Annotated in this window: 19 protein-coding genes; 5 read left to right on the top strand and 14 right to left on the bottom strand. The window is 59.1% G+C overall.

What is annotated here, in order from left to right:
- Window positions 1–58: 58 nt before the first annotated feature.
- Window positions 59–964, bottom strand: coding sequence for a DMT family transporter (locus tag GRI41_RS02370; protein WP_160603074.1), 906 nt, complete (start codon window positions 962–964; stop codon window positions 59–61).
- Between the two features lie 75 nt (window positions 965–1,039).
- Between GRI41_RS02370 and GRI41_RS02375 the strand changes: the two genes are divergently transcribed.
- Window positions 1,040–1,273, top strand: coding sequence for a hypothetical protein (locus GRI41_RS02375; RefSeq protein WP_235901029.1), 234 nt, complete (start codon window positions 1,040–1,042; stop codon window positions 1,271–1,273).
- A 30-nt stretch (window positions 1,274–1,303) separates the two neighbouring features.
- On the opposite strand, the gene GRI41_RS02380 is transcribed toward GRI41_RS02375, so the two are convergent.
- The 8 genes from GRI41_RS02380 to GRI41_RS02415 form a co-directional block, all read right to left on the bottom strand.
- Window positions 1,304–2,842: a CpaF family protein gene (locus GRI41_RS02380; protein WP_160603076.1), complete on the bottom strand. Its 1,539-nt coding sequence runs from the start codon at window positions 2,840–2,842 to the stop codon at window positions 1,304–1,306.
- 154 nt (window positions 2,843–2,996) lie between these two features.
- Window positions 2,997–3,908 (bottom strand): glycosyltransferase, encoded by a 912-nt coding sequence (locus tag GRI41_RS02385; protein WP_160603078.1) that lies wholly within the window; start codon window positions 3,906–3,908, stop codon window positions 2,997–2,999.
- 1 nt (window position 3,909) lies between these two features.
- Window positions 3,910–4,806 (bottom strand): glycosyltransferase family 2 protein, encoded by an 897-nt coding sequence (locus GRI41_RS02390; RefSeq protein WP_160603080.1) that lies wholly within the window; start codon window positions 4,804–4,806, stop codon window positions 3,910–3,912.
- Window positions 4,799–5,767, bottom strand: coding sequence for a sulfotransferase family protein (locus GRI41_RS02395; protein WP_160603082.1), 969 nt, complete (start codon window positions 5,765–5,767; stop codon window positions 4,799–4,801). The genes GRI41_RS02390 and GRI41_RS02395 overlap by 8 nt, the downstream gene beginning before the upstream one ends.
- Window positions 5,764–7,122 carry an oligosaccharide flippase family protein gene (locus tag GRI41_RS02400; protein WP_160603084.1) on the bottom strand — a complete coding sequence of 453 codons (1,359 nt, stop codon included), beginning with the start codon at window positions 7,120–7,122 and terminating at the stop codon, window positions 5,764–5,766. The genes GRI41_RS02395 and GRI41_RS02400 overlap by 4 nt, the downstream gene beginning before the upstream one ends.
- On the bottom strand, window positions 7,119–8,240 hold the full coding sequence (locus GRI41_RS02405; RefSeq protein ID WP_160603086.1) for a glycosyltransferase family 4 protein: 1,122 nt from the start codon (window positions 8,238–8,240) through the stop codon (window positions 7,119–7,121). The genes GRI41_RS02400 and GRI41_RS02405 overlap by 4 nt, the downstream gene beginning before the upstream one ends.
- Before the next feature lies 1 nt (window position 8,241).
- On the bottom strand, window positions 8,242–9,882 hold the full coding sequence (locus GRI41_RS02410; RefSeq protein ID WP_160603088.1) for a hypothetical protein: 1,641 nt from the start codon (window positions 9,880–9,882) through the stop codon (window positions 8,242–8,244).
- A 2-nt stretch (window positions 9,883–9,884) separates the two neighbouring features.
- Window positions 9,885–10,883 carry a glycosyltransferase family 2 protein gene (locus tag GRI41_RS02415; RefSeq protein WP_160603090.1) on the bottom strand — a complete coding sequence of 333 codons (999 nt, stop codon included), beginning with the start codon at window positions 10,881–10,883 and terminating at the stop codon, window positions 9,885–9,887.
- A 253-nt stretch (window positions 10,884–11,136) separates the two neighbouring features.
- On the opposite strand from GRI41_RS02415, the gene glmS reads away from it, so the two are divergent.
- A complete protein-coding gene (gene glmS / locus GRI41_RS02420; RefSeq protein WP_160603092.1) occupies window positions 11,137–12,960 on the top strand; it encodes a glutamine--fructose-6-phosphate transaminase (isomerizing) in 1,824 nt (607 codons plus the stop codon).
- A 78-nt stretch (window positions 12,961–13,038) separates the two neighbouring features.
- Window positions 13,039–15,399: a putative bifunctional diguanylate cyclase/phosphodiesterase gene (locus tag GRI41_RS02425; protein ID WP_160603094.1), complete on the top strand. Its 2,361-nt coding sequence runs from the start codon at window positions 13,039–13,041 to the stop codon at window positions 15,397–15,399.
- 9 nt (window positions 15,400–15,408) lie between these two features.
- On the opposite strand, the gene purQ is transcribed toward GRI41_RS02425, so the two are convergent.
- The 5 genes from purQ to GRI41_RS02450 all read right to left on the bottom strand — a co-directional run bounded on the left by purQ (window position 15,409) and on the right by GRI41_RS02450 (window position 21,642).
- Window positions 15,409–16,086: a phosphoribosylformylglycinamidine synthase subunit PurQ gene (purQ, locus tag GRI41_RS02430; RefSeq protein ID WP_160603096.1), complete on the bottom strand. Its 678-nt coding sequence runs from the start codon at window positions 16,084–16,086 to the stop codon at window positions 15,409–15,411.
- Entirely contained in the window at window positions 16,086–16,325 is a 240-nt protein-coding gene (gene purS, locus GRI41_RS02435) for a phosphoribosylformylglycinamidine synthase subunit PurS (RefSeq protein WP_160603098.1), read from the bottom strand. Before purS ends, purQ begins: the two co-directional genes overlap by 1 nt.
- Window positions 16,326–16,440: 115 nt before the next feature.
- Window positions 16,441–19,362 carry a M16 family metallopeptidase gene (locus GRI41_RS02440; RefSeq protein WP_160603100.1) on the bottom strand — a complete coding sequence of 974 codons (2,922 nt, stop codon included), beginning with the start codon at window positions 19,360–19,362 and terminating at the stop codon, window positions 16,441–16,443.
- Between the two features lie 70 nt (window positions 19,363–19,432).
- The gene (purC, locus tag GRI41_RS02445; RefSeq protein WP_160603102.1) at window positions 19,433–20,233 is read right to left on the bottom strand and encodes a phosphoribosylaminoimidazolesuccinocarboxamide synthase; all 801 of its coding nucleotides are present in this window, start codon (window positions 20,231–20,233) and stop codon (window positions 19,433–19,435) included.
- Between the two features lie 104 nt (window positions 20,234–20,337).
- Window positions 20,338–21,642, bottom strand: a complete 1,305-nt coding sequence (locus tag GRI41_RS02450) for a cation:proton antiporter (protein ID WP_160603104.1) — start codon at window positions 21,640–21,642, stop codon at window positions 20,338–20,340.
- Between the two features lie 92 nt (window positions 21,643–21,734).
- Between GRI41_RS02450 and GRI41_RS02455 the strand changes: the two genes are divergently transcribed.
- Both GRI41_RS02455 and GRI41_RS02460 read left to right on the top strand, forming a co-directional pair.
- Window positions 21,735–22,490, top strand: coding sequence for an enoyl-CoA hydratase/isomerase family protein (locus GRI41_RS02455; protein WP_160603106.1), 756 nt, complete (start codon window positions 21,735–21,737; stop codon window positions 22,488–22,490).
- Window positions 22,491–22,500: 10 nt separating this feature from the next.
- A complete protein-coding gene (locus GRI41_RS02460) occupies window positions 22,501–23,397 on the top strand; it encodes an SDR family oxidoreductase (RefSeq protein ID WP_160603108.1) in 897 nt (298 codons plus the stop codon).
- Window positions 23,398–23,406: the final 9 nt, after the last annotated feature.

The raw sequence follows: 23,406 nt of genomic DNA on the forward strand, positions 1-23,406 counted from the left end.
GCAGGCGCGTTTTGCGCGGGGCTATTGCAAGGTAACGCGCCGAAGCCGGTCCGGTTCCTCAGGGCGCCCTTTTCGCGCTACTCTGCTTCGACAGGACGCGTTCGCGCCATGCGACCAGAATGCCCGAAAGGATGATCAGAGGCGCGCCGATGGCCAAGGTTGCCGGCGGCAGCCGGTCAAACAGGAAATAGCCGAACAAAGTCGCCCAGATCAGTGACGTATAGTCCATGATGATGATCGTGGCTGCAGACCCGAAGCGGAGACTGGATGTGAGCAGCATCTGTGCCAATGCGCCGCACAGGGCCATGGCCAGTATCAGCAGCCACGTCGTCTGGTCATGCGCTGCCGCGACAAAGGGCATGGCAATTGCTGCCAAGGGGGCGGTCAATGCGGTGAACCAGAACACAATCGCCCACGGGCTTTCAGTGGTGTTGAGATCCTGAATCTGGATCGAAATGAGCGCGATCAGGAATGCCGCAATCAGCCCCACCAATGTCCCTGCTGGATTGAGCATATCGCCGCCCGGCTGCATCACAATCAACACCCCGGCGAAGCCGATCGCGATTGCTGCCGCGCGGTATTTGCCCACTTTATCGCGGAACAACACCATCGACAGGATGACCGCCCACATGGGCGTGGTGAAGCTGAGAGTGGTCGCTTCGGCAAGCGGCAGCAAAACGATGGCTCCGTATACAAAAACCATGCCGATAATGCCGTACATTGCCCGCCGGGCATGCGCCCCGATGCGCCGGGTTCGCACCACAGCAATCCGGCCAGCCAGCAGCAAGAATCCGCCGATCAGCAAAAAAGTCAGCGCCTGACGCCAGAAAATCAGTTCCAGCAAATGCGCGCCGCGTTGCTCGGCAAGCTTCAGCAGCGCCCCCATTGTCGCCAGCGTAGCCGCCGTCAGCAGACGCAGACCCAACGCAAGCATCGGGCGGGGCAGGGCAACGGATCCATCCATGCCGCAGCCATAGGGCACGCGCCGAAGCGATCAACTATTGTGAGGGGGTGCATCACCACCCATATGCGCGGGGCAATGGCGATTACGCATTATCTTACATTTGCCAGCGAGGCAGAAATCGTCGGTCTTTGGGGACTGGCGATGTTTGCCGTCGCCATTTTTGCGCTGCTCGCGGAAAAACGCCGCAACAAAGTCGCGCGGATTGACCGGATCGGCTGGGTCCCGTGGCTCAATATCTTCTTGACAAGCGCGATGATTGGGGCAGGGCTCATCGCGCTTGCCGCCAAAGGAATTATCGCTGGCGAGTAACCGGGGGCAGGCCCCAGCTTGCAGGCCTCTTTAGAGGCACGCCTCCAAATACGCCTGATCGAAGCCGAATTGGCGCGATTTTTCGAGCGTATAGGGGCGCAGGCCAGACGCGCGATATTCGCCGATGATCTTGCCGTCATCGTCCTCGTCGAGATATTCGAACTTGAACAATTCCTGCGTCACGATCACGTCGCCTTCCATACCGATCACCTCGGTAATGTTGGTGGTACGGCGCGAACCGTCGCGCAGACGTTTCACCTGTACGATAATATCCACCGATTCAGCGATCTGCCGCGAAATGGCTTCTTTCGGGATCTTGATGTCGCCCATCAGGATCATGTTTTCCATACGGCCAAGGCATTCGCGCGGGCTGTTGGCGTGAAGCGTACACATCGAACCATCGTGGCCCGTGTTCATCGCGGCGAGAAGGTCAAAACATTCGGCGCCGCGAATCTCACCCAGGATGATCCGGTCAGGGCGCATACGCAGGGCGTTCTTAACAAGGTCACCAATCGTAATCGCGCCTTGGCCTTCAAGGTTCGGCGGGCGTGTTTCAAGCGGCAGCCAGTGCGGCTGCTGCAGACGAAGCTCGGCGGCGTCCTCGATGGTCAGCACGCGCTCACCCGGGTCGATCATTTTTGACAGGGCATTGAGCATGGTCGTTTTACCCGAACCCGTACCACCCGAAATAACGATGTTCATCCGGCACGCACCCGCGATTTTCAGCGCGGTCGACATCTTGTCGCTCATCGAACCGAATTCCTTGAGCATGTCGATCGTAATCGGCTTCTCAGAGAATTTACGAATCGAGATCGCGGTGCCTTTGAGCGACAGCGGCGGAACGATCACGTTTACACGGCTGCCGTCTTTCAGACGGGCGTCGGCCAGCGGTGTGGTCTGGTCGACGCGGCGGCCCACCTGGTTCACGATGCGCTGGGCAATCTGGAACAGATGCTGTTCGTCGCGGAACCGGATCGGTGCCTGCACCAGCTTACCCGATTTCTCGATAAAGGTCTGGTCGGGCCCGTTGACCATGATGTCCGAAATGTCGGGGTCGTTGAGCAATTCTTCGAGCGGGCCGAAGCCGAGCAGCTCGTCGATCAGAACTTTTTCCAGCGCGAATTGTTCGCGGCGGTTCAGTGTGACTTTAAGTTCAGCCAGCACTTCCATGATAATCGGACGGAATTCCTCGGAGAGTTCTTCCTTGCTCAGCGTTGCTGCGGCTTCGGGATCGACCCGTTCGAGCAGACGCGGAAGCACCTGTTCCTTGATCTTGTGAACGCTGGCTTCAAAACCGCCCACTTCTGCATTGCCTTCCATCACCGCATTGGCGCGGTCGGTAAGGCGTGTCATCGCATCGCTTTTGTTGGGCTGCGCGCTGCTGGCAGGGATGTCTGCTGCGGTGTCTTCACCGGGAAGCGGCGGGAATTGTTCGCCGCCCGGGGGTGGAACGTCGTCTTTGGCGGGGGCAGCGCTTTCGCCGCCCTTCATCGGGCGTGCTACGCCGAAAGAGGGACGTGCACCGGGTTTCATTCCGCTGGGTCCATTCTTACGTCCGAAAGCGCTCATCTTGGCGTCCCCTCTTTGTGGTGCCCAAAATCGGGCTCACCCACGCAATTTCACTAACGACTGCTGGCCATAGATGCCCAAGCAGTCGTGTTCAGAAATGGTGAATAGATTGGAAACCTTATTTTTCTCTAAAGGTCTCGGGCTGTTTTTGCTGTCAGCGTGCGCCGCGTTTGAGCATATGCTCTGCGCGCCCGAGACAGGCAGCGAGACGGGTCATGTTGACGGCGCCGATCCGGCGCGCACCAAATAGCCAGCCGAAGGCCGAAATCGCTGCAAGAACAGGAATCTCGATGGGGAGGAGCATATTTCGCAAGCGGCCGCGATTTCCCTGCGCCGCCGCTCCGCGTCCAAGCCGTTGATAGCGCCGGAAAATGAACTCTCTGGTCATCTCGTGCGGCTGGATCTGGTGCCGGACCAGGGCATTCGGGATAAAGCGTACGCCGGCCCCTTTCCGGTGCAGTCGATGGGCCATTTCGGTATCTTGCCCGCCGGTCGGTTTTGCCCCGGCTTTCAGATTGGTCCGGTCCTCGTCAAAGCGTAAATCGTCAAGAGCGGATCGGCGGATCGCCCAGTTGCCGCCTTTGGCAAATCGCGGTGGGCAGGGCCCTTCTTCGAGCGAAAGCGGCGTGCAGCCACAACATTTCCCGATATTGGTGAGATGGATGAGCCAATCGGGGGCATGGGCAAGAAATTCGGGCCGGATTTGCCCCAGAAATGCGCCCGTATCCGGATTGTCGCGGGCTGCCTTGCGATAGGCATCGAGCCAGCCATCGGCGGGAAGAATATCATCGTCGATAAACACCAACAGATCGCCGCGCGCCTGTTCTATCGCCGTGTTGAGCGCGAAGGATTTTCCGGGCCTGGCCTCATGCACAATCGAAACATTGCGCCCTTGGGCAAATGCGTTGAACATTTCTGAGGTGCTGTCTGTGCTCGCATTATCGGCAAGGACAAACTCGACGTCGTCATGCGCCGCGGCAATCGGCTCGAGGATCGCGAACACAGGCCCAAGCGTGTCTTCGCCGTCCTTGCTGGCAATTATGATCGAGACTGCGGTGCCGGCCATCTTAATATCGCCCCGTAAACCGGCCTGTCGCCGCGGCATAGGTGCAGCCGGCCGCCCAGATCGTGGTCCCTGCGACGATGCCGGGCAGATATTTGATCGCCATGCCGAATTTTCCGCCGCTGACTATTCGCTTGAGGATCAGCGCGCATTTCGCCGCCCCGAGCAGTGGTGAAGCGGGCCAGAAGCGGACGGCTTTATGCCCGGGCATGTCGGTGCTCATGCGAACCTTGGCGAAGTGACGACCCTGATTCATCAGATGGCGGTAGAAATGGCTGAAACCGGGCAGGTTGAAATGGCCGACCTGCATATCGGGTTGGAAAATCTGTGTTTTCCCGGATTGGCGAAGCAGGTGGAACAGCATCGTATCTTGTCCTGCCCGGAAATTCTCTGGGAAATAGCCGACTGCGGCAAGATCAGCCTTGCGCACCGCCAGATTGCACGATGCGCCGCCGCGCTGCTCGCCAAAGGGGCGCCACGGCGCTTGTTCGGAAAATTCACAATGCCATACTGACATGCCCCAATACCCGCCCGTTTCCGCAGTGCCGATCGAGCCGACAATGAAGGCGCCAGGATTTGCGTGCAAGTTCTCCGCGGCCTGTTCGACCCAGTCCGCAGCAGGCACGGTGTCGCAATCGCAAAAGGCAATCGCGTCTGTCGTAGCGATCGTTGCAGCTTTGTTCCGCGCCGCGCCCGCGAACAGCCTTTCAGGCGAATGGAGCGCGGTCACTTCGGGAAATTCGCGCGCGATCCAGTCGGTCGGATCGTCGGTGCCGCTATGGCTGACAAAGATGGCGGTTGGCTGCTGCGTTCCATTGCGCAGCGCCATTAGCACGCGGCGCAAATAGGGCGTCGGCCCATAGGCCGGAATGATGACCGAGATTGAGAGTGGGTCAGCCATCGGTGGTCTCATATTGCAGCGCGCGTGCGGGGCGTGCAGCATCCGCAGGACGCTCCGCCGGCACCGGTTTCCAATGGGTCAGATCACGTCCAAGGAAATTCTCCACCCATTCAACATCACCGCGAAAACGCGACAAAAGAAGCGCGCGCGTATCGGCATTCAAAGGCGGATTTTTTGCTTTGGCGGTGCTGACCTTTTTGAGCATCTCGCGAACCTTGCGGCGTGTCGATGCACCGAATAGCGGCTTGGTGAACTTGCCGAGCCATGCAGGCGGATAGAAAGCGAGGTCGAGAAGAAAGCGCGATCGGGGAACCTTCGCGCCGTTTTTCACTGCGAGTTCGGTCCGCTCGGCAAATTCCGGATCGATCCCCAACCACTGATAGAGCTCGCGCAGGCATTCCACCGGCCTGTCTTTGAGATCGTCGAGCAGGACCAGACGGACATTGCTCTCTCCGAAAGTCTCCAAGAAGCGGCTGATATTCTCCTGATATCCATAGACTTTCGAATAGATCAGGTTCTCCGGAATGCCCTTGCGCTTCGGCGCGATTGACGCAGCGCGGCGCTCTTCTGCTGCCAGCGAAGCCTCCAGCGAGGGCAGGTTTTCTGCGCCGGTAAAGCTGAGCTGGTGATACATCGAATGCACCGCGTCCGCCGGATTGCGCAAGGCGATAATGATCTTTGCATCGGGTGATGCCGCCTTGATATTTGCAGGGGCCGTGGGATTGTAAAAATAATGGGTAGAGCCATCGAGAGCGTAGCCCGTGCCATCCCACTCATCATAGAATGACAGATAGTCGGCCTCCGGCAAATCGCCCGCCATGGTCAGGCCGCCACGGAAGAAGATCGGTTCCTTGACTTTCGAACCGAAAATTTCGGGATGCTGCGCGAGCCAGTCATACAGCGAAGTCGTGCCGCATTTCGGTGCGCCTGCAAGGAAGAGGTTCGGATATTGCGAAGTCATAATTCTCTACCGGTGGCTGGCTGACGGCGGCCAATCAATTGCAATAGCGACGGGTCAAAGCCCAATAAGCGGCGCGTTGCAATCAATGCGGCGGTGTTCCACGCAATCAATCCCACAGAAACTGCAATGGCTGCGCCCGTTGCACCATAATGCGGGACCAGCAGAACTGCGGCCACCAGAGCCGCAACAACGCCGAGAACCTTGCTGATTGTTGCCATACGGACATGTCCGGTCATCGTCAGAAGATAGCCGACCGGCCCCGTTGCAGTGTTGAAGATCTGGCCCGCGCCGACGATCCACAGCAACGGCGCGACCGCAGTAAAATCGGGCCCGAATGCCAGCAGGATCAGCGGGCCGAGGCCGGCCAGAGTGATCGTGACGGCTGTGGTCAGGCCGCAAGTGGCAAGCGTGTATGTGCGGGTGACGTCGGCCAGCCGCGACATCTGGCCTGAATTCCAGAATTCCGACACGCGCGGCGCATAACGCATTGCGGCGGCGGTAGCTGGCAGCGCAATGATCGGAGTGAGGCGAGCGATCGGCTGGTAAAGTCCGGCCTGCTCGGGAGAGGCGAACAGTGCCAGCATGATTGTCGCAAATTCGCCCTGGACGATAGCGAGCATCGACAGGGCAAAAAAAGGCGCGGCTTTGCCGAAGAATGCGGGATTGTCTGAGGTTTCGGTGTTGGCTGTGCGTTCGACTGTATTGCGCGCGGACATGTGCCTGCGGACCAATATCGCCCCGGCCAGGGCGCTGCACAGGCTCGCCATGGCAAACATGATCAGGAAGCCGGGCGCGGTCACATCGGGTATGAAAGCGAGCGAGCAGACCACCAAGGCGATCAGCATCGCGGGTCGCAATATTTCCCCGGGCCATTGCGCGGCCGATACATCGCCAAACCCCTGCGCCATCCCGCGCAAAAGCTGGATCAGCGCGACTGCCGGTATTATCGCCGCGGCAACCAGAATGACCGAGCGATATTCCGCCAGAAAGGGGCTCGCTGCGAAAATCACTATTGCCGAAAGCGCAGAAATCCCGAGCACCGATACAACTGCATGACGGGCAAATTTGCCCAGCAAATGCTGTTTTCCGCTGGCCAGCCAGCCGGCGATTTCGCGCGTGGCCAAGGTTCCGTATCCGAACAGCGCGAAAGCCGCCGCGATATGCGCAACAGACAATGCGACCGCGACCAAACCATAGCCGTCAACGCCCAGCAAACGTGCCGCGATGATTGCCTGCACAAAGGAAAGCGTAAGGCCGGTGATGCGGATCAGCACGCTGACGATAGATCCGCGTGCGATGGGCCCGGCGGCAAGCGCTGATCCGCGATTGACCAATTTGCGAAGCGCGCCGGTCATCGCTCCATCCCCGCATGTTTTAGAACGGCCAGAGCAACACGGTCCCAATTGTAGAAATCGCGCGCTGCAGTCTGTGCCTCGCGGCAAAATTCGCTGCGTTGGACCTCGGGCATTGCGGCGATTTTTTCGATCGCATCGGTCCATGCCTGGGCGTCGCCCGTGCCAATCAAGTGCCCGGTCGTTCCGTCCAGCACCGCATCGCGCAATCCGCCGTGATCTGCCGCCAGAACTATTGCGCCCGATGCAGCCGCTTCTGCCGCAACGAGGCCGAACCCTTCATACTCGCCATTGTCAGGCTCTATATTGGGCACAATGACGCACAGCGCATTGCGATAGGCATCGGCCAGCCGGTCAGGGTTAAGGCATCCGAGATAATCAACGCGCCGGTCTTCAATCACATGCGCTTCGCTGTCATCCCAGCCTGTGCCGGCGATTTGTAGGCGGATTGTTTCGGGCAGGTGAGGCAGGACGTTGTTGACGAACCAACCGCACCCTTTGCGGTGGACCAGACGACCGGCAAACAGGATGTGTCCATTGTGGCTGGAATCGTATGACGCCCCGCAATGCGCAGTACCCAGCGGGACAATCTCGCTGTTGGTCCAGCCGGTTTCGCGGGCAACTTCGGCGGTAGCGCGCGAATTGGCGATGATTATGGAGGCCGGCAGCAGTCGTGCACCCAGCCGCAGGTAAGCGCCGTAAAGCGATCCCTTGATCCCGCCTCTGCGGTGATAGGCAACATCGGTCCCGTGCGCGGCGATCAAAATCTCGGGTTTGCCGCCGCGCAATTTGGCCAGAAGCGCGAGCGGCCAAAGCGCCATGTCGCCAAGCAGAATGGCCTTGAGGCTCTCTGAACGGGTGAGGTAACGGCGCAGGACCGTAAACGGAAACAGCAGCAGGCTGAACACCGATGGCGGCATCCCGTTCTCGCGCCCCTTCAGTGCAATCAGATCAATCGGGCGCCGCGCAAGCAAATGCTCTGCCAGCTGGATCGACCATGTCTCCATCCCGCCCATGGCTGGTGCCCATTTGCGCGTAACAAACAGAAAATCCGCCGCCCGATTTGTGCGATGCGCGCTCTTGCCGGCGGGCGCATGGAGCGAGGGATCGTGCGCTGACATATCAGTACACCGTGAACAATGCGCCGGCGGGGAATGGCTCTGCCGGGATGGGCAGATTGTCGCCCCAACGAAGCGTGGCCGCTTCGCTTAGCGGACCGACCGAATAAGAGCCGCGATCAAGCCGGATGACCGACCCCACCGGATGGAGCGCGCCGTCTATCGTCAGAGCGGTGCCTTCTACCGTGTAGAATCCGGGAATAAGCAGCTCGATCGTTTGAAACTCGGTTGAAGCCGGGATCGATTTGCCAGCAACGTAGACCCGGCCCCAATGCGGGATGTAATTGTCGCGAAGCGCCTTTGCGTCCTGGGGAAGCAAGGCGTTGATGTCGTCTTCCGCGGGATCAAGAACCTCAAGCGCGTACCCCTGACGGAACAGGAATGGCGCGGGCGGATTATCCATTGCGGCGGTATAAATCGGCGTACCCTTGCGGCGATAATTGGCGAGCGCCCAACCAGACGCGAAATGCGGCACCGCGCGCGGGAAATCGGGGCGGAAGGCAATGTCATCGATATAGCGCGTGGGACTGGGGAAAATCTCGGAAATGCCGTCTTGAACGGCGCGCTGGCGGTCCAGCATCTCCCGCGGCTGGGTGGCGCTCAGCAGAACCGCATTGGCGATTATCACCGCAAGAGTGATTTTGGCGCTGTAGCGCTCGATGATCACCGATGCGCCGATGGCTGCGGCAATCGCGACAGGCGGCAAGATAAAGGCATAGAAATACGGGTAGGCATTTCGGTAGATGAGCACCCAGGCAAGCGGCGCTATCAAGCCGGAGAGCAGCCACCAAGGCATCGTGCGATCGCCGCGTAGCGCAGCGATAATGGTGCACAGGATGAATGCGGTCAGGACCGGCGCGAAGATCATTTGGTCAATAAAGAAGCGCCCTTGCGGGAACAGGCCTGCGCTGAACATGCGCCTGAGTGATGATCCGGCAAGGCCGGTAAATGACTGCACTATATCGGCGGGAACCAGCAACCAACCGGCAGCGGCGAGCGCTATTGCTGCCGCGGCCACCATGGCGAGCGTCCCGGCTTGGATCCGGTCCTGCCAGCGCCACGCGGCCATCGCCATCAGAGCCGGAGCGTAAAGCACGCTCTTGATTGTCGCGATTGTCGCAAGCCCGCACAGCAATGCGGCGACAGCGGCCCAAAGCATTGTCCTGCGACGGGTCGCGAGAATCCACAGCGCCCCGGTCAACAGCGCCGCCGCAATCATATCCGCGCGCAAAGCAAATGCATGGAGGAAGACATAACCGCCGCCGGCAAAGGCCAAGGCGGCCAGCGCCGCCGACAGATTATTGGTGAAGCGGCGCGCAATATCGAAAATCGCCAGACCCGTGACCAGCGAACAGGGCAGCAGCAGCAAACGGGTCAGCAGGATATGATCAATCGGCGTGCCAGGAAGCGCGGGAACCCAGCCGAACAAAGTCACATGCGGCGTCTGCAGCCATTGGACCGGTTCACCGCGCAGGCTGGCGTGAATCTGGCTGAAATGGAAAAATTCGTCCCAGTTGATGCTCTTGGCGAACAGCAGTTCCACCTGAACCGCGACAAGGAACAAAGCGGCGAAAATCAGCCACTTTGCCTCTAGCGTTGAAGATCGTTTCGCCGGCACATCAAGAGTTGGGGCATGGCTCGCCATTCTCAGCCGACCTTGCGGACTTTGCTATTCCGGGGTGTCTCGTCCGATTTGCCGTTCGCCAATTGATCGCGCAGCTCGCGAATTTCGTACAGATTGGTCTCGATCAATTTGCGGTTGGAAGCAACCAGATCGGCCAGCACGCCCATTGTTGCAATGAGAGTGCCAAGAACCAGCAGCGCACCGCCAATAACCAGCGACTGGATATGACCTTCGCCATCTCCGGTCAGGTAAAACCACACGAAACGCAGGATAGGTGCGAGGCCGATCAAAGCCATCAACGCACCGCCGCCAACAAACACCCGCAGCGGATTATGAGTGGTGTAGGCGCGCGCGATGGTGATTCCGGTGTTGATGATGAAACGCGGGATTGATGTGAACAGGCGGGAAGGGCGCAGCGTTTCATTGGTGCGGATGGGCACGCTCTTGATGGCCAGACGCTTGCGGCCCGCCTGGATCAGCATATCGGTGGTGTAGCTGAAATCCGTGGTGATATTGATTTGCTGCGCGGCCGCCCGGGTCATTGCCCGAAAACCGCTGACCGCATCGGTGATGTCAGTGCGCGACAGACGCCGGACTACGGTGCTGCCCAGCCTTTGCAACAGCCGCTTGAAAGGGCCGAAATAGGCATTGTTGGCGACCCCGCGATCACCGATCACAATGTCTGCTTCTCTCGCAATGACAGGCGCGACGAGCTTGGCAATATCCTCGCCAACATATTGCCCATCCGCATCGGTGTTGACGATGATATCCGCGCCCGCGTCCAATGCTGTGCGAATGCCTGTGCGGAAAGCGGTGGCCAAACCGCGATTGCGGCGATGGCGCACGATGTGATGAACGCCCCAGCGGCGCGCCACATCGGCGGTGCCATCATGGCTGCCGTCATCGATCACCAGGATCTCTACGGCAGAAATCCCGTCGATTTTGCGCGGGATCGCCGCCAGCGTCGCAGGCAGATCCTCTGCCTCGTTGAAACACGGTATCTGGACAATCAGCTTGGTCATTGTCTTGGTCGTTGGCCCCCACATGCACGCGAAAAACCGCGCGTGAGGGCGGTTTGGCAGGCAAGGCTTTAAGGAAGTGTAAACCACGAGTGGAAAGATTTTGGTGAGCAGCGGCCCACCGGGGGCCTGTTAAGAGCTATCTTCGAACCAATCAGTGATTGAAACATCGACCACACGCGCTACACGAATTGCAAAGGAATTGCCCCTAGTGGGCGCGTCAAATGTAACCCGGTTTGATTGAGGGCACCTCTCCATGTGCGGAATTATTGGCATCGTCAGCACCCAGCCAGTCGCGGATCGTCTGGTCGACGGTTTGAAGCGGATGGAATATCGCGGATATGACAGCGCCGGCGTGTGCACGATAGAGGGCGGCGAACTGGTCCGCCGCCGTGCGGAAGGCAAGCTTGGAAATCTGGTGACCGAGCTGGAGAGCAATCCTGCGCCTGGCAATATCGGTATCGCGCACACACGCTGGGCAACGCATGGCGCGCCGACCGCGCATAATGCGCATCCGCACGCCACGGGCGAAGTGGCGCTGGTTCACAACGGTATTATCGAGAATTTCAAGCCGCTGCGCGAGGCGCTGAAAGCCAAGGGGCGTCAGCTCGAAAGCGAGACCGACACCGAAGCGGTTGCGCATATGATTTCCGAAGAAGTCGAAAATGGTGCGAGCCCTCAAGACGCGGTGAAAACGGTTCTGCCGCAGCTGCGCGGCGCGTTCGCATTGGCGATTGCTTTCCGCCAGAACCCCGACATGCTGATCGGCGCACGCCTTGGTTCGCCATTGGTGGTTGGATATGGCGAGGGCGAGATGTTCCTTGGCTCTGATGCGCTTGCATTGGCGCCGTTAACGCAAAAAATTGCCTATCTTGAAGAGGGCGACTGGGTTGTCATCACGCGCGACGGTGCGGCGATCTATGACGAACAGAACAACCCTGTCGAACGCGAGATTACCACTTCGGGCGCCTCCGCAGCATCGATCGAAAAGGGCAATTACCGCCATTACATGCAGAAAGAGATTTTCGAGCAACCAACCGTGGTTGCGCAAACTCTGAGCAGCTATTTACGCCAGGCGGACGAGACGGTTGCGCTGCCCCAGATCGATTTCGACCTGTCTACTGTTAACCGTATCACAATCGTCGCTTGCGGCACCTCATATTACGCCGCGATGGTGGCGAAATACTGGTTTGAACAATTCGCCCGTGTGCCGGTCGATTTGGATTTCGCCAGCGAGTTTCGTTACCGCGAGCCGGTTCTGGAAGAGGGCGGCCTGGCTCTGTTCATTTCCCAATCGGGCGAAACCGCCGACACGTTGGCCGCGCTGCGCCATTGCAAGGCAGAAGGCCAGACTATTGGCGTGGTCGTCAATGTGCCGACCAGCTCGATGGCGCGCGAAGCGGATTTGCTGCTGCCCACGCATGCCGGCCCGGAAATCGGTGTGGCCTCGACCAAGGCCTTCACCTGCCAGCTTGCGGTGCTGGCCGCACTCGCGTCGCATCTGGCCGTCAAAAAGGGCAGAATGGACCGTTCCGAAGAACAGGAAGTGGTTAAACATCTGCTCGAAGCGCCCGCGTGCCTCAATGCCGCGCTCGATCATGATGATGACATCGCCAGCATGGCGCATCTGATCGCGCCAGCGCGTGATGTGCTTTATCTAGGCCGCGGACCTGACTTCCCTCTGGCGCTTGAGGGTGCGCTCAAACTCAAAGAAATCAGCTATATACATGCCGAAGGTTATGCTTCGGGTGAAATGAAGCACGGGCCGATCGCTCTGATCGATGAAGAGGTTCCGGTGATCGTGCTGGCGCCGTCTGGCCCGTTGTTCGAGAAAACAGTTTCCAACATGCACGAAGTGCGCGCGCGCGGCGGGCAAGTGGTGCTGATCTCTGATCGTGCGGGAATCGAGGAAGCGGGCGAGGGCTGTATTGCCACCATCGAAATGCCGCAGGTCCACCCGCTGATCGCGCCATTGGTCTATGCGGTTCCGGTGCAGCTGCTGGCCTATCATGTGGCCTGCGTAAAAGGCACCGATGTTGACCAGCCAAGAAACCTGGCAAAGTCGGTTACAGTCGAGTGACAAAACTGTCGGAAATTTAGCCCGTTTTCTGCGCAAAGTTTTACTGCCCGCTAACCTTTTTTGCTTACCTGCAAATGCGTGAGCGAGAACCCATCCGATTTACCGGCATTACCGGAGCGTCTTCCCGCGCTGGCTGTGCTTGGAATAACCAGCCCCGATCAGGATGATTGGGCGCGCCTGCGCGGTCTGCAATATGCGAGGCTTTCGGAAAGCAACTGGCTGCGTCTGTCATCGCATTCCATCGCTGCTGCTGTTGTCGTTTGGGTCTACGCCAGCACCGTTGGCCTAACCGCGCTGGGCGTGTGGCTGGTTGCGCTGATGGGCACGCTCTATCTGTGCCATAAATGCGATAGCCAGCTGGCAGGTGCGGAAACGCGCAAGCTGACGCGCACAGAATTTCGCAATCGCTCCATATCGATCACCCTGTTGAGTTTGGCCTGGTGCGTTCCGCTCACGCTATTCGCACAACAAGGCACCATTTCCGACCTGCTGGTCCTATGGACGGCGATCTCGGTGATGATTGTCGGATTGGTTCTGGTCGTCGCGGCAGCGCCGCTTGGCACGGTGATATTCACGGTTCTCACAGGCCTGTCGGTGGTCTTTTCGTCTCTCGTGTTTGGGGAATTCAAGGCCGCTGCCATTGCCGGGTTTTTCATTGTCGTCGTGCTGTTCGGCACGGTTGCCAGCGCGCGAACATATCTGACCGCCCGAATTGCCGAAGCAGGCATGGCGGAAAAGGGTGAAGTCGTCTCGCTGCTGCTGCGCGAGTTCGAGGACAACAAGGCAGATTGGCTGTGGCAAATCGACACCAATCGCCGCATCCGGTCGGTTTCTCCGCGGTTCTCTTTCGCTCTCGGCAAGGAACCGGACGCGCTGGAAGGGCAGCCATTCTTGCAGCTTATTGCCGGCGACGCGTGGGAATCGGGGTCCTTTCCCCCAAGTCTTCACGAGCTTGCTGACAAGCTGAAGCGCCGGGAAAGTTTCTCCAACCTGATCGTCAAAGTTGTCATAGGCGGGCAAAACCGCTGGTGGGAATTGTCGGGCACGCCGATCCTTGACGAACGACAGACCTATCTCGGGTTCCGCGGGGTCGGTTCGGACGTAACCGAACAACGCGAATCGAGCGACAAGATCGCTTACCTTGCCCGCTATGACACGCTGACCGGCTTGCCCAACCGGCTGATGCTCAACGAAGCGCTTAGCGATGCGATGGACTATGCCAAAAAATGGCGCACGCGCTGCGCGTTCCTGATGCTCGATCTCGACCGTTTCAAGGCGGTAAACGATTCGCTCGGTCACTTGGTTGGTGACCAGATGCTGGCGCAAGTTTCCAAGCGGCTCAAACAATTGATGGGCGAAAACGCGATGTGCGGCCGTTTGGGCGGCGATGAATTCGGCATTGTGATCCGCGACGCATCCGACAAGCGAAAAGTTGAAGAGCTGGCCAGAAATGTCATCGCCAGCCTGTCGATGCCGTATGATATCAGCAACAACACGCTCTATGTCGGCGCCAGCGTTGGCTCGGCGATCGGTCCGCGCGATGGCAAAACGGTCGAAGAGATCATGCGCAATGCCGATCTCGCACTGTATCGCGCCAAGGATGAAGGCGGGGGCGAACATTGCCAGTATGAGCCGACTCTGCACGCGCATGCCGAAGAACGCCGCAAACTGGAATTTTCGCTGCGCCGCGCGCTGGAGCGCGACGAGTTCGAGCTGCATTACCAGCCCGTTGTCGATGCCAATGACGAAACCGTGGTCAGCTTCGAAGCTCTGGTCCGGTGGAACAGCCCCGAACATGGTTATGTCCGGCCTGACAAGTTCATATCGCTGGCAGAAGACACACGCCTGATCGTTCCGATCGGTGAATGGGTCCTGGCGACGGCCTGCGCCGAGGCGGTGAATTGGCCGCCCCATGTCCGCGTTGCGGTCAACGTCTCTGGCGAGCAATTGATCGAACCCAATTTCGCGACAACAGTGGTTCAGGCTTTGTCCGACAGCGGCCTGCCTGCCAACCGTCTGGAGGTCGAAGTGACCGAGAGCATTTTCCTGCGCGATGCCAATGTCGTTCGATCTGCGCTTGAACAGGTCATGGCCTTGGGCTGTACCGTAGCGCTGGATGACTTTGGCACAGGCTATTCCTCGCTGGGTTACCTGCGCAAACTCAGCTTCTCGACCATCAAAGTCGACCGCAGCTTCGTGCAAGGCGCTGCGCAGGGCAGCGCAGAAAGCCTCGCGATCATTCGCGCCGTTGTGGCAATGGCGGACAGTCTAGAAATGTCGACGACTGCCGAAGGTGTCGAAAACGCCGAAGAAGCCGAAATGGTCCGCGGGCTGGGATGTAAGAAAATCCAGGGGTACTATTTCGGGCGCCCGATGCCCGTGGACGAAGTTCAGCAGGTGTTTGCGCGCAAGGGTGAAGTCAGAGCGCGTATCGCGTAACGGCGCGGGTCAGGCCGCGACCAAACCCTTGATCGCGGTTTCGAACAATGCCCGGCCATCGCTGCCACCATGCGCGTCTTCGATGGCGCGTTCGGGGTGGGGCATCATTCCCAGCACGTTTCCGGCATCATTCAATATACCGGCAATGTCGCGCTGAGATCCATTGACCGAATCGAGATAGCGAAAGGCCACGCGGCCTTCGCCTTCGAGCCTGTCCAGCGTGTCTTCATCGGCAAAGAAATTGCCGTCATGGTGTGCGACGGGAATGTGAATTGTTTCACCCGAATCGTAGCCGGAAGTGAACAGCGACTGGTTGTTTTCCACCCGCAGCGGCACATCGCGGCAAACGAAATTCTGGCTCGCATTGCGCATAAGCGCACCGGGCAGCAGGCCGCTTTCGGTCAGCACCTGAAAGCCGTTGCATATGCCAAGCACTGGCACACCGCGCCCCGCAGCGGCAACGACGGCCTTGGTGATCGGGCTGCGCGCAGCCATCGCGCCCGAACGCAAATAATCACCATAGGAAAAGCCGCCGGGCAGCGCGATAAAATCGAGACTTTCCGGCAATTCGGCGTCACCATGCCAGACGCGGGCCGGCGCGGTGCCAGAGATTTGTTCCAACGCCACCGCCATATCGCGGTCGCAATTGGAACCGGGGAAAGTGATAACGGCGCTGCGGAAGCTCACTATGCGTTCTCCAGCTTCTCGATCCGGTAATTCTCGATCACCATATTGGCCAAGAGCTTGCGGCACATCTGGTCAAGATCATCATCCGAAGTGCCGTCGGCGACATCCAGTTCGATCAGTTTGCCTGCGCGAACATCGTTCACGCCGGAAAATCCCAATGCCTCCAACTCGTGATGGATCGCGCGCCCTTGCGGGTCGAGCACTCCGGGTTTCAAAGAGACGTGAATATGGACTTTCATGGGCCAAACCTTTGCAAATCTACACGACTGGCGAGTCCCGCGCAGCCTATGACCGCCTATGCCGCCAAGGGCAAGTTTGCAGTGACGCTAAGCTGTCGGAAAAACCCGGCTCGTTTCATTCGCTTTCCGTCGCTGCGCCTTTGTCGCCCGTCTCGGGCACAACGCGGAACTCGACCGCGTCGGTAGGCTGGAGATATCGCACTGCCAATGCCTGCAAATCCTTGCCGGTGATGTTCTTGTAACGGTCGCTGGCGGTTAAGAAGCGGCGGATGTCATCGGGATCGCTTTGCGCGCGATCGACCAGGCTCATCCAGCCGCTATTTGTCTTCAAACGGTTTTCAAGCGATTCCAGCACCGGCTGGCGCGCACGCTGGAGCGTGTCCTCGTCCGGCGCATTTGCGATGAGATCTTGCACCACTTCGAGCAGAGCCGCCTTGGTCGCATCGAGCTGGGTCACATCGACCGACGCCCCCATCGAGAAGACGCCATAATCGCGATAAATGCTCGCCTGACTACTATTCACCGAAGGGGAGTAAGTCTGGCCCAGCTCTTCGCGGAGCTTTTCGGTCAGCTTCAGCCGCACGACCCGTGCCAGCAGGCTGAGCGAGGAGGACAGTTCCCAATCGCTGTCGTCTGTGGTGGGCCAGACCAGCCGGATCATCGCCTGATCGGGTTCGCCGCCATGCGTAATCATATGCAGCCCGCGCTGCGCAGTGAACGGACGGATCCGCCGCGCATCATCATAGGGCTGGAAAGCGGCCTCGCGCGCGGGCAAGGCACCGAATGTTTCGGCGACCATCGAGATCACTTCATCCTCGTCAAAATCACCGACGATCGCCACTTCCATTGCACCGTTTGACAGCCGGTCGCCGATGACCTTTTCGAGCTGGTCGAAATCGAGCGCACGATATGCCTCGACAGGTTGCCGGGCGAAGCGTGGATCGTTGTCTGACAGGATCGCTCTCGATCCCTCGCCATAGGCCGAATTTGGTGTTTTCCCGAGACGCGCGAAGAAATCATCGAGACCCTTGCGCCAAGGGCCCAGTCCTTCGGGGCGATAACCGGGATCGGTGACGTAAGCGGCGAACAATTGCAGCTGCAGCTTCAAATCGCGCGGCGTCGTAGTGGCGCCGCTCACGAAAGTTTCGCCCGCGCTGCCAAAACTCCCCGAGACCGACCGGCCGGCGAGGATCGATTGCAATTCATCGCGGCTATGCTGGCCCAATCCGCCGCTGCTGAGCAGGCCTGCCAGTTCTACCGCAAGCGGGTTTTCGGCCGAACGGAGCATGTCCCCGCCATCAATATAGGTGCGGATTGTTATCCGGTCGTCCTGCAGATCGGTGCTTTTCAGATTGAGCATTACGCCATTGGCGAAGCGGATGGTGCGGATGCCCAAATCTTCCGTCCGCTCGTCAGACACCACCTCACCTGCGGGGCCGAAATCGGTATAGGCAAACTCGGCGGTCCCGGCGTCCTCGGGCGGTGCCAGCTCGCGGGAAAAGGCGGTGTTGACCGTCGATCGCAGTGCATCTGCGCCGCCATCGGGCGCGGTCTTGCCGGAAAAACGGATCAGCGGATTTTCGAGCAGCAGGAACTTTGCACGCATCGCAGCGAGCACATTTTCTGGCGTAATGTCTGGCGCAAGCGCCTCAAAGCGGGCAAGCGATGCCTGCGGATCGGTGGTAACGCTCTCTCCGCGCGCAATGTCGAATGCGTCGCCCAGAAAATTGCTGTTGGTGCGGGTCGCGGCATTGGCTGCGGCGTTTTCGTAAGACGTGCGCAGACCGGCCACTTGTTCGGCAATTTCGGCTTCGGTGAAACCATGCATCAAGCCGCGCCGGAATTCGTCAATTGCGGTATCGAGGCCCAGTTTCCACCCGCCTTCTTCGGTGCTGACACGCAGCTGCACGGTTTCCGCAGATTTGAGGAAATCGCCCGAGGATATACCGACGCCGCGAAATGGCGGGTTTTCGCTACGCTGCAATCGTTGCAGCCGCCGCTGTAACGCACGGGCCCCGACGGTGGTCAGCAGGTTTTCGCGTCGCTCTTCGGCAGTGTCGGGCTTGTCCATATAGGGCGCGTGCCGCGACAGGGTGATGGTTTCGGTCAGCGCGGGGTCGAGGTAAATATCGGTTTGGCCGCGATATTCCGGATCGACGGGCCCGGCCTCAGGCTGATCGGGGGAGGGGGCGGCTTGCCAATCGGCAAACCGCGCGCGGATCTTGCTTTCGACCATCGCCGGATCGAAATCGCCCACCACAACCACCACCGTGTCGGCAGGGACATATTCACGTTCCCAGAATGCGCGCAGTCCTTGCGCGGTTGCGCCTTCGAGCGTTTCGATCGTGCCGATCGGCAGGCGCTGCGTCGCATGCGATCCGGGATAGGAAAATTCCAATCCATCGACGAGATCCTTGAATCCGAAACTGTTGCGCACCCGCCGCTCGGACAGGATAACGCCGCGTTCGCGCTCGACCGCTTCTTCTGTGATGGTCAGCTCGCTGGCGGTTTCACGCATCAGCGTCAGCGCCGTGTCGAGCAGTTCTTCCTCTGCCTTGGGTAAATTGAGCTTGTACTGGGTGCGGTCAAACCCGGTGGAGGCATTGGTATCCGCGCCGAAGGCCAGCCCCAATCGCTCAAGCAGTTTGACCATTTCGCCTTCGGGCACATTGGTCGATCCGTTGAATGCCATATGTTCGACATAATGCGCAAAGCCGCGCTCTTCATCGCGTTCGTCGAGCGAACCGGTGGCTATTTCCATGCGCACCAGAGCGGTATTTTCCGGGCGGTCATTGCGCCGGATGATGTAGCGCATTCCGTTGTCGAGCTTGCCGAAAGTCCAACCGTCCTCGGGTGAAAACTCGCTATCCTCGAGATCCCAATCGGCCGGGTCCCAGCCGGAAGTCGCGGCGACAGGTGCGGGTTCGGCAAGGTCAACCTGGCCTGCCTCAGCGCCATCTTGCGCGGCAAGCGGAGCGGCAAGGGCAGTGGTCAGGAAAAGCGACAGCGCGGCGCGCGTAAAGATGCGGGATTTCATCCCGTTCTCATGCCCAACTAAGCCTGAACCCGCAACAACGGGCTGAAAGCAAAGGCCCGGCTCTAAACGGTTACTTCTTCGGCGGAGTGGTGCGCAATTTGCTGCGATGGGCGTTCATGTCGAGTACTTCGCCGGGGCCATTATCGTCATTCTGGAGGATGCCCAGACGCCGGGCTACTTCCTGATAGGCTTCTTCTTCGCCGCCCAGATCTTGCCGGAAACGGTCTTTGTCCATTTTTTCGTTGGTTTTCATGTCCCACAGGCGGCAGCCATCGGGGCTAATTTCGTCGGCGAGAATGACGCGGCTGAAATCGCCGTCGAACAGCCGGCCGAATTCCAGTTTGAAATCGATCAGGCGGATATCGATGGCGGCGAACATTCCGCACAGGAAATCGTTGATACGGATCGCCATGCTGGCGATATCCTGCATTTCTTCCTGGCTTGCCCAGTTGAAGCAGGCGATGTGTTCTTCGGACACCAGCGGATCGCCAAGCGCGTCGTCCTTGTAATAATACTCGATCAATGTGTGCGGCAGCGGGTCGCCTTCATTGAGGCCGAGCCGCTTGCAAATCGAGCCCGCAGCGACATTGCGCAGGACCACTTCGATCGGCACAATTTCGCATTGGCGGATCAATTGCTCGCGCATGTTCAGCCGGCGGATAAAGTGAGTCGGGATGCCGATATGGCTGAGACGGGAAAACACATATTCGCTTATGCGATTATTGATCACGCCTTTGCCGTTGATCGTGCCCTTTTTCTCCGCATTGAACGCGGTCGCATCATCCTTGAAATATTGGATGATCGTGCCCGGTTCGGGACCTTCGTAAAGGACCTTGGCTTTGCCTTCATAGATCTTGCGGCGACGGGACATGCGCGGGTTCCTTCGAAAATAGCAGCGCCCCGGCGGACTGCGATAGTGCCGGGGCGTTTGCGCTGTTTACCGCCTGACGGGAAAAAGCGCAATCAATGAGGCAATCAATGGGTAGGCGGCGGCAGTTCTTCTTCAACCGCAGGCACATGCTTGGCTTTGAGGCTTTCTATCAGCTTGCCCAGAGTCGCACGCTGGACCAGTACGGAGAACAGCACTGCGGCGAATGTCGCGGCGAGCAACAGGTCGCGGGTCGGCCCTTCTGGCAGAGACAATGCCAGTGCAATCGAAATGCCCCCGCGCAGACCGCCCCACCAAAGCACTCTTCCGGCGCCCTTTTGATCGAGCCGCGCCGCAGGGATGATCTTGGTGGCGCTGCCCACCGCAATACCGCGCGCCGCCAGCGTAATCACGATCGCAGCGATGCCGAGCATTACGTGCGGAATGCCGGGAACAAGCGCGATCAGTTCGAGCCCGATCAGCAGGAACAGTACCGAATTGAGCAATTCATCGACCAGCTCCCAGAATTTGAGAACATAATCGCGGGTCACGTCGCTCATCGCGAAGCTGACGCCGTGATTGCCGATCAGAAGGCCGGCGACCGCCATCGCCAGCGGGCCGGACAGGTGGAACTGCGTGCAAAGCGCGTATCCGCCCATCACGATCGCCAGCGTAATCAGCACTTCGAGCGTATATTCATCCATGCTCGCCAGCGCGCGGTAACCGACATATCCGAACACCAGGCCAACCAGCACCCCGCCGCCTGCCTCGATCGCGAACAATCGCGCGCCCTCGCTTAGCGAGAAATCCGCGCCCGTCACTGCGGCGCCAAGCAGGATCGTGAACACAACGATGCCCACCCCGTCATTGAACAGGCTTTCTCCGGCGACCGCCGATTGGAGCGAAGCCGGGACGTTTTCTTCCTTGAGCACACCCAGCACCGAAACCGGATCGGTGGGCGATATCAATGCGCCGAAAACGAAGTACCAGATCGGCTCGATCGCAAGGCCGAGCAATGCGCCCACGCCCCAGGTGGCAAGTCCGATAAGAACTGTTGAGAATATCACGCCCACGGTCGAAAGCAGAAGGACCGGAAGCCACGCGACGCGCAGCCGGTCGAGATCGACATGCAGCGCCCCGGCAAACAGCAGGAAGCTCAGCATTCCTTGCAACAGCGTGTCGGTAAAGTTCATCTGGGTGAGCAAGTCCGCCACCCAATTGTCCAGCGTGATGCCCGGAATAAAAGCGTCGGCAATCATCAATCCGATGGCCGCGATCGCGCCCATCACGGTCAGGCCGATGACATGCGGCAATTTGATGAAATGGTGATTGAGCCAGCCAAGCACCGCAGAGGCGACGACCAGAATTGCAGCAATGTCGAAAGGCGAAAACGCGGATGATGTCTCGTGCATGTGCGGCGCATAGCCCGACGATGCGGGATTGCCAAACCTTGCCAATCGTAGCTGGCCTTGCCGCTTCCGGGGGACTGCGCCATTGATGCGCAATGACCATGAGATTTGAGCGCGATGGCGCGATTGGATATTTGCTGATTGACCGCGCCGCGAAACGCAATGCCGTGTCGCTGGCGATGTGGCAAAGCATCCCTGCTTTGATCGACGGAATAGAAACCGAAGCGGGATTGCGGGTGGTCGTTGTGAAATCGGCATCAGGCGGCGCGTTCAGCGTCGGCGCGGATATTCACGAAATGCTGGAAAATCGGGGCAATTCCGACTGGTTGGCGCAAAATCGCGCGGCTATTTCACAGGCGCAGCACCGGCTTGCGCGGTGTTCGGTCCCGACCATTGCGTTCATTGAAGGGGACGCGATGGGCGGCGGCTGCGCGATTGCTTTGGCATGCGATATCCGCATGGCCACCGGCGCGGCCAGGCTGGGGGTTACCCCTGCGCGGCTGGGGCTGGTTTACCCATTCCACGATATCAAACTGCTCAGCGATCTTGTCGGGCCGGGGCAAGCGAAAAGATTGCTGTTCACGGGTGAACATCTTTCCGCATCCGAAGCCGCGCGGATCGGATTGGTCGATATCATTGCCGACGAGGTTGGTGATTTGGCGCTGTCTATCGCCAGAAATTCCGGACGTTCCAACAAAGCAATGAAGCTGATGATGCGCCGCGTGCTTGATGGCCAGAGCGATGAGGATGCGATGACCCGAAAGATGTTTGCCGATGCCTTTACCGACGATGACTTTGCCGAAGGGGCAACCGCCTTTGCCGAAAAACGCCCGGCCAAGTTTGCTGATTAGGAGATTAGGAATGGATATTGCCAAGCTGATGTATCGCGACGGTCTGCTCGCGGGTGAGCGAATTTTGGTCACTGGCGGCGGGACCGGCTTGGGGCGCGAAATGACCGAGGCTTTCCTGAAGCTTGGGGCGACGGTGCATATTTGCGGGCGGCGCCCGAACAAGCTGGATGAAACCGCCGGTGAATTGATGGCCGCGCATGGCGGAAGTGTGGTGGGCCATGCGTGCGATATCCGCGATGCAGAAGCGATTGATGCGATGGTCGGCGCGATCTGGGCCGATGGCGGCGCGTTGACCGGTGTCGTGAACAATGCGGCGGGCAATTTTATCAGCCGGACCGAGGACCTTTCTATCAACGGCTTCAATGCGATTTCGGATATCGTGTTCCGCGGGACTTTCTATCTGACTCACAATGTCGGCAAACGTCTGATTGCAGAAGAAAAGAAGGCGAGCTTTCTCTCCATCCTGACGACTTGGGTGTGGAATGGGGGGCCCTTCGTGGTGCCGTCGGCCATGTCAAAATCGGCGATCAACACCATGACCCAGAGCCTTGCGGTCGAATGGGGGCGGTACGGCCTACGGTTCAACGCCATTGCACCGGGCCTGTTCCCGACCGACGGGATGAGCGCGCGGCTCTCTCCCGGCGGTCGCGGCGACAATTCCAGTGACCAGATGAATCCGATGGGTCGCCACGGCGAAATGCACGAGCTTGCCAATCTGGCCGTGTTCCTGATGGGCCCGGGCGCGGAATGGGTGAACGGGCAGACTATAGCGATTGATGGTGCCGGCTATCAGGCATCTGGCGGGAACTTCTTCCAGTCACTGGCACCTTTGGGCGACGCGGAATGGGAGCAAATGCGTTCTATGATCAAGAGCACCAATGCCAAAGACAAAGCCGATCGCAGCTAAGGCAAGATT

This window comes from Pontixanthobacter aquaemixtae (assembly GCF_009827395.1).
Classification (GTDB): domain Bacteria; phylum Pseudomonadota; class Alphaproteobacteria; order Sphingomonadales; family Sphingomonadaceae; genus Pontixanthobacter; species Pontixanthobacter aquaemixtae.

Excerpts from the sequence above, each read along its gene's own strand:
- GRI41_RS02370 (WP_160603074.1), bottom strand. The coding sequence starts at position 964 with ATGGATGGATCCGTTGCCCTGCCCCGCCCGATGCTTGCGTTGGGTCTG.
- GRI41_RS02375 (WP_235901029.1), top strand. The coding sequence starts at position 1,040 with ATGGCGATTACGCATTATCTTACATTTGCCAGCGAGGCAGAAATCGTC.
- GRI41_RS02380 (WP_160603076.1), bottom strand. The coding sequence starts at position 2,842 with ATGAGCGCTTTCGGACGTAAGAATGGACCCAGCGGAATGAAACCCGGT.
- GRI41_RS02385 (WP_160603078.1), bottom strand. The coding sequence starts at position 3,908 with ATGGCCGGCACCGCAGTCTCGATCATAATTGCCAGCAAGGACGGCGAA.
- GRI41_RS02390 (WP_160603080.1), bottom strand. The coding sequence starts at position 4,806 with ATGGCTGACCCACTCTCAATCTCGGTCATCATTCCGGCCTATGGGCCG.
- GRI41_RS02395 (WP_160603082.1), bottom strand. The coding sequence starts at position 5,767 with ATGACTTCGCAATATCCGAACCTCTTCCTTGCAGGCGCACCGAAATGC.
- GRI41_RS02400 (WP_160603084.1), bottom strand. The coding sequence starts at position 7,122 with ATGACCGGCGCGCTTCGCAAATTGGTCAATCGCGGATCAGCGCTTGCC.
- GRI41_RS02405 (WP_160603086.1), bottom strand. The coding sequence starts at position 8,240 with ATGTCAGCGCACGATCCCTCGCTCCATGCGCCCGCCGGCAAGAGCGCG.
- GRI41_RS02410 (WP_160603088.1), bottom strand. The coding sequence starts at position 9,882 with ATGGCGAGCCATGCCCCAACTCTTGATGTGCCGGCGAAACGATCTTCA.
- GRI41_RS02415 (WP_160603090.1), bottom strand. The coding sequence starts at position 10,883 with ATGACCAAGCTGATTGTCCAGATACCGTGTTTCAACGAGGCAGAGGAT.
- glmS (WP_160603092.1), top strand. The coding sequence starts at position 11,137 with ATGTGCGGAATTATTGGCATCGTCAGCACCCAGCCAGTCGCGGATCGT.
- purS (WP_160603098.1), bottom strand. The coding sequence starts at position 16,325 with ATGAAAGTCCATATTCACGTCTCTTTGAAACCCGGAGTGCTCGACCCG.
- GRI41_RS02440 (WP_160603100.1), bottom strand. The coding sequence starts at position 19,362 with ATGAAATCCCGCATCTTTACGCGCGCCGCGCTGTCGCTTTTCCTGACC.
- purC (WP_160603102.1), bottom strand. The coding sequence starts at position 20,233 with ATGTCCCGTCGCCGCAAGATCTATGAAGGCAAAGCCAAGGTCCTTTAC.
- GRI41_RS02450 (WP_160603104.1), bottom strand. The coding sequence starts at position 21,642 with ATGCACGAGACATCATCCGCGTTTTCGCCTTTCGACATTGCTGCAATT.
- GRI41_RS02455 (WP_160603106.1), top strand. The coding sequence starts at position 21,735 with ATGACCATGAGATTTGAGCGCGATGGCGCGATTGGATATTTGCTGATT.
- GRI41_RS02460 (WP_160603108.1), top strand. The coding sequence starts at position 22,501 with ATGGATATTGCCAAGCTGATGTATCGCGACGGTCTGCTCGCGGGTGAG.